Here is a 4,692-nt window from a genome sequence, read left to right as displayed (position 1 = left end):
CAAACTATTTTTTTTGCCTTCTAAACGGCTGAAAAAAATCTTTTGAACGGTATAAATTAACCTAAAAAAAGGTCAACCTATATCAGTATAATACAAAAACCGAATGAGAATAAACATTGTAACATCTGAATTGAAAAAAGCCAACCGAAATCTGAATTTCTCGTTTCTGATTTTTGGATTGTTTATGTTGTTGTTTTTCATTTCGTTTTGGTTTCCTAAAAGTGATTTAATGAAAAGCGTTTATCTGATTTCATTATTTGCTTCTGGTGCTTTACTAATAGTTTCAATTATCCTAACAATAATACGACAAAGTAAAAAGCAAACTATTGAATTGGATAAAACTCAAATAGCGGAATTGACAATCAATTCCCAAATTGGTGCTGAAAAAATCACCAAAAAATCGGAAATTGAATATGCTGGAAATGAAATAAAAACCAATCTTCATTCAAAAATCTATGAAGTGGATAACACAACCGCATTTGAATTATTAAATAGCGGAATGAATCTAAAAACAATAAATCAAACGAAAAACAATAACGGATTTGATATGTCGCCAAAAGAATTAATTAGTAATTTAATGTCAATGTTATGGGCTTCGAGTTGAAAAAAGCCAGTTGCCAACAACGTTGTTGTAAACAGTTTTTATTTAATTTAGTCCACATTTTGCTACCGTAAAATTTTTAATTCTCATTCGCAGATATTTATTCCCATTCCAAAATATCCCTCACGTGTGTTTCCATCAATATCTATCGCTTCAATCCAGTTGCAAGGTTCGTTGAATATGATTGAGGATAAAGCTTCTTCGTAGTTTTCTTCGGTAATGCAGAAACTAAAAGATGTTGCGTTATTATCGCATTCGGTTTCGAGTGTCAAACGCCAAAAGTCATTATCTGCTTCTTGTTCATTATTGTCATCGTTTGATGAACAAGCAAAAAATAAAAACGGTAAAAGTAATAGTGCTTTTTTCATAATTTATCTTTTATTTTTCAAGTATTTCTTTAAACTTATTTTCAATTTCCTTTTTAATAGGATTAACTTTTTCAGGCATTTTTTTATATGCAGTGATTGCTTTTATGCGTATTTCAGCATTCGAATTGTCTCCCATATTTTTTAATATATGATTAGTAGAATAATCATTATATATTTCACTCATTGCATTTAGATAGTTATCTATTAACTCAATCACATTTTCGTTTAAGTAAATTTTATTATCATTAAAGAAACTGACAAAGTTATTGTGAGCATTTACATAATTTATTTGTTGATTATTTTCATAATCTTCATATTGAATGTTTTCAGGTGTGAATTTAATAGGTGAGACATATACACTTAACTCTTTTGAGGTAACATTTAGAAGTTTATAAATATTTTCTAAAACGATAAGTCTTTTTTCGTGTAGTTTAGTGAATTTAAAGTTTTCTTGAGCTTTTAAAGCGCTAATTTCCGCTTGAAACTTTGTAATTTCTATATTGTGGTCTTTTTTTAATTGCTCAAGTTTTTTGTCAAAATTATTTTTTACGTTTCCTTTTACTTTTTCAGTAATATATAAAACAATCAAAGTTGGAATAATAGAATAAATTAAAGCTTCTAAAATATATATTTTCATCAGGTTGTTGGTAAATTGTTTACAACGGCTCGGCTAAGAAACGTAGGGGTTTCGAAGCACTTTACTGTCCACCGAAACTGAAGTTTGTTAAGAGAGCGAACCTTTCTAAAAGCCTTGTCTGCCCTATGTTTTCTTAGCCATTGTTGTGCGTTCGGCTTTATTTTAATCTTAGTTCTTCAATTCTTTTTTCTAATTCACTACAATCAAAGTCCTTTCTTTCCTTTTTGTAAAATGCCAACAGATTGTATTGGTATGAGTTAAATGGAACAGTTTCGACCATAGAGTCAAGCTCCCCAAAGAACTCGTTGTCGTTGTCTATAAATTCCCTAATTCTTTTAAAATGCCAAAGTGTTAATTGAGCAAGAAAGTCAGGGTTGAAAAACATTGCGATTAGTCTGTGTCTGAATTTTGGCTCAATCAATTTATTGTCAACAGTCAATATTCGTTTCAATACAGAATTATCTCTAAACCTGATATTAGAATCTAAAAGTTTGAAGTATTTCTCTACTGCTAAATTTATTAAGTCTTTGTCTGTCTTGTCCTTTAACAATTCAAATAATTCGAAAGCCCAATAAATATCGAATTCTTCTTTGGACTTAAATTCTCTGACTTTGCTACTGTTGAAATTTAGGTTGACTTTTAAGAGTTCACGAGAAGCTTCAAATAAAATATTTTTTGCGACCAAAATGTCCTTGGCGTAGATAATTTGATCATCAGCGAATCTTATGTATTTCGCTCCATATTTATCACAAATTTCACTCATAATAAGGTCATAGTCTTGCAAGTAGAAATTTGCTAAAATCCTTGAGCAGTCGCCAATTTCGTCCTGTGGAATACCAACGGTCTTTAGGTTGTAGCCTTCTAACTTCTTATTCCAATTTTGAAGAAAATGAAAAAGAAGTGTTACGACATCTTGTTTAGCTTTAGGAACTACATGACGAATCTTTCGCTCAAGAATGGTAAGGTTTACACAGTCATAAAAATTTGCTATATCTAAATTTATGAAGCACTGCCAATCGTCTAAGTCACGATATTTTTTCGCAATGTTCTGAAAGGATTGCCACTCTTGAATCCAATCAAGTTCATTGATTGTATTGAACGGAATGTAGTCTAACTCTAATATTTCTTGCTCTTCTTTGAGTCGAATTGGGTTACCTAATGTCCAACCGCCAAATGTTCCTTCGACACGGTTTACTGCAATCTCATTTTCCAATAGTTTAATGCACAAGAAGAAAACACAGTAGTCTTGTCGAGAGAAAGTAGGCACATATCTCGAAATTCCATTGTGTTTGTTTATGACAATGTAATCTCTGGGGTTCTTAGGGTTGTATGTAAAATCAGTAATTCCTTTATAGAGTTTGTCAAGGAATTCGGTCTTCTCAGGTGTTTCTCCAAATGGTACAATACTTTCTCTCAGCTTTGTCCAAAATTTAGAAGCGAAGATTTTGTCAAAAGAAGCCCTTTCAATTTTCATTTACGTTTTCTGTTTTGTATTATACTGATATAGGTTGACTCTTTTTTGTTATTGTTTACACGTTCAAAAGATTTTTTTTAAGCCGTTTAGAAGGCAAAAAAATAGTTTGAACTAGGTCTATTTTTAAATCTTAAGCTCAGGTAAATTTACCTTATTTTTTCGATATGATTTGTATTTGATGTTTGGATTTAAATGTACCTCTGCTGGTTTTCTGAGATCTAGGCTAAAATGAGTTCTTAGATTGTTATAAATATATACAGCTTGCGCAGTCATTTTTTGAGCTAATTCAGTGTTTTTAATGGTTTTTTTTAGACCATATTCATATTTAAGCGTTCTGTTGATTCGTTCAGCAACAGCGTTTTCATAAGGGTCGTATTGCTCGGTCATACTCATTGTGATGTTATTGCTTTCAGCAAATTCTGTATATTTAGGATTACAGTACTGAAAACCTCTATCCGAATGATGAATAAGCTTTTGATCAGGGTATTTTCTATTTTTAATAGCCATAGCTAGCGCCTCGGAACAAAGTGATGTTCTCATATGGTTATCGAGTTTATATCCCATAATTTGCTTAGAATAGGCATCTGTAACAATAGCTAAATAATTATGGCCGTATTGTGTTTTAATGTAAGTGATATCGCTAACCCAAAGTTGTTCTGGCCGAGTAGGCACGTGGTCTTTCACCAGATTTTTATATTTTTTGTACATATGGTTTGAGTTTGTTGTAGTGATGTAATTTTTAGTTTTAGGAATCAAAAGGTTATTTAGTCTTAGGAATCGATAGAACTTGTCTCTACCTATTTTAATATCAGCGTTTATAAAGTCTTGTTTGAGTTCCGTATGTAGTTTAATACCACCAGTTTTCGAGCCTACTTGTTTGCGGTAGTCTTTAACCATCTTGATCATTTTTTGATGATCTATTTCTTTTTTTTGTTGTGTTTTGAGTCTTTTGTAGAAGGCTTGTTTAGATATCCCAAAACATCCATAGAGCCATTTTCTTTTATACGCTGTTTTTTCTTTTGCTCTATCTCTTTTGCTAATGTTTTGGGCAATGACTTTTTTGACATATCCACGCCTGTAATAAGTTCCATATCCGCGATAATGTCTTGTTGGAAGTCTTTTTGGAACTCCAGTTCTTCAATTTTTTCCTTTAACTTTTTAATTTCATCGTTTTTACTCATACCCGTATTTTGTTGTACTAAGGTACTGTATTTTCTTAACCAATAGGTAATGGTTGTTCGAGGGACATCGTATTTTTTTGAAGCTTGGTTGTTGGATAATTGTCCGCTAAGGATTTGGTCAACGACTAAAAGTTTGGTCTCTAAGGTTGCTTTTTGGTAGCTTTTTTTTAGCCAGTGTTCATTTTGTGTTTTCATAAGTGACTGTAATTAATTGATTAATTTTTAGTCAACCTATTTCAGGAAAGTTCATTTTTTTAGCTGACGCACAACGTGTTTGTGTATCTTAAGTTAGCGATTATAAATATAAGTTATAAATTAGGAATCAAATCAGAAAGAAAAAAAGAGAGGATTAAGGTTATTTTGTGTATTGAGACAGCGATCTCGTTTTTCATGACAATCCCCTCTCTTTCCTACTATTATTTCGAACAGTT

Annotated in this window: 6 protein-coding genes; 1 reads left to right on the top strand and 5 read right to left on the bottom strand. The window is 31.5% G+C overall.

Features of this window, described 5'->3' with window-relative positions; translation table 11 throughout:
* The first annotated feature begins 103 nt into the window (after positions 1-103).
* Positions 104-604, top strand: coding sequence for a hypothetical protein (locus tag DFQ11_RS14715; RefSeq protein ID WP_146221552.1), 501 nt, complete (start codon positions 104-106; stop codon positions 602-604).
* A gap of 83 nt (positions 605-687) precedes the next feature.
* On the opposite strand, the gene DFQ11_RS14710 is transcribed toward DFQ11_RS14715, so the two are convergent.
* The 5 genes from DFQ11_RS14710 to DFQ11_RS14690 all read right to left on the bottom strand — a co-directional run bounded on the left by DFQ11_RS14710 (position 688) and on the right by DFQ11_RS14690 (position 4,456).
* On the bottom strand, positions 688-969 hold the full coding sequence (locus DFQ11_RS14710; protein WP_110476636.1) for a hypothetical protein: 282 nt from the start codon (positions 967-969) through the stop codon (positions 688-690).
* Between the two features lie 10 nt (positions 970-979).
* A complete protein-coding gene (locus DFQ11_RS14705; RefSeq protein ID WP_110476635.1) occupies positions 980-1,606 on the bottom strand; it encodes a hypothetical protein in 627 nt (208 codons plus the stop codon).
* Between the two features lie 157 nt (positions 1,607-1,763).
* Positions 1,764-3,080: an RNA-directed DNA polymerase gene (locus DFQ11_RS14700; RefSeq protein ID WP_110476634.1), complete on the bottom strand. Its 1,317-nt coding sequence runs from the start codon at positions 3,078-3,080 to the stop codon at positions 1,764-1,766.
* Positions 3,081-3,203: 123 nt separating this feature from the next.
* Complete coding sequence (locus DFQ11_RS14695; protein WP_229791317.1) at positions 3,204-4,052, bottom strand: IS3 family transposase; 849 nt, start codon at positions 4,050-4,052, stop codon at positions 3,204-3,206.
* Positions 3,998-4,456 (bottom strand): helix-turn-helix domain-containing protein, encoded by a 459-nt coding sequence (locus DFQ11_RS14690; protein WP_229791316.1) that lies wholly within the window; start codon positions 4,454-4,456, stop codon positions 3,998-4,000. The genes DFQ11_RS14695 and DFQ11_RS14690 overlap by 55 nt, the downstream gene beginning before the upstream one ends.
* Positions 4,457-4,692 lie beyond the last annotated feature (236 nt).

Origin of the sequence: Winogradskyella epiphytica, assembly GCF_003217215.1 — a bacterium.
Lineage (GTDB): Bacteria > Bacteroidota > Bacteroidia > Flavobacteriales > Flavobacteriaceae > Winogradskyella > Winogradskyella epiphytica.
The sequence above is the reverse complement of the archived record's forward strand: the minus strand, read 5'-3'. Positions and strand labels throughout refer to the sequence as shown.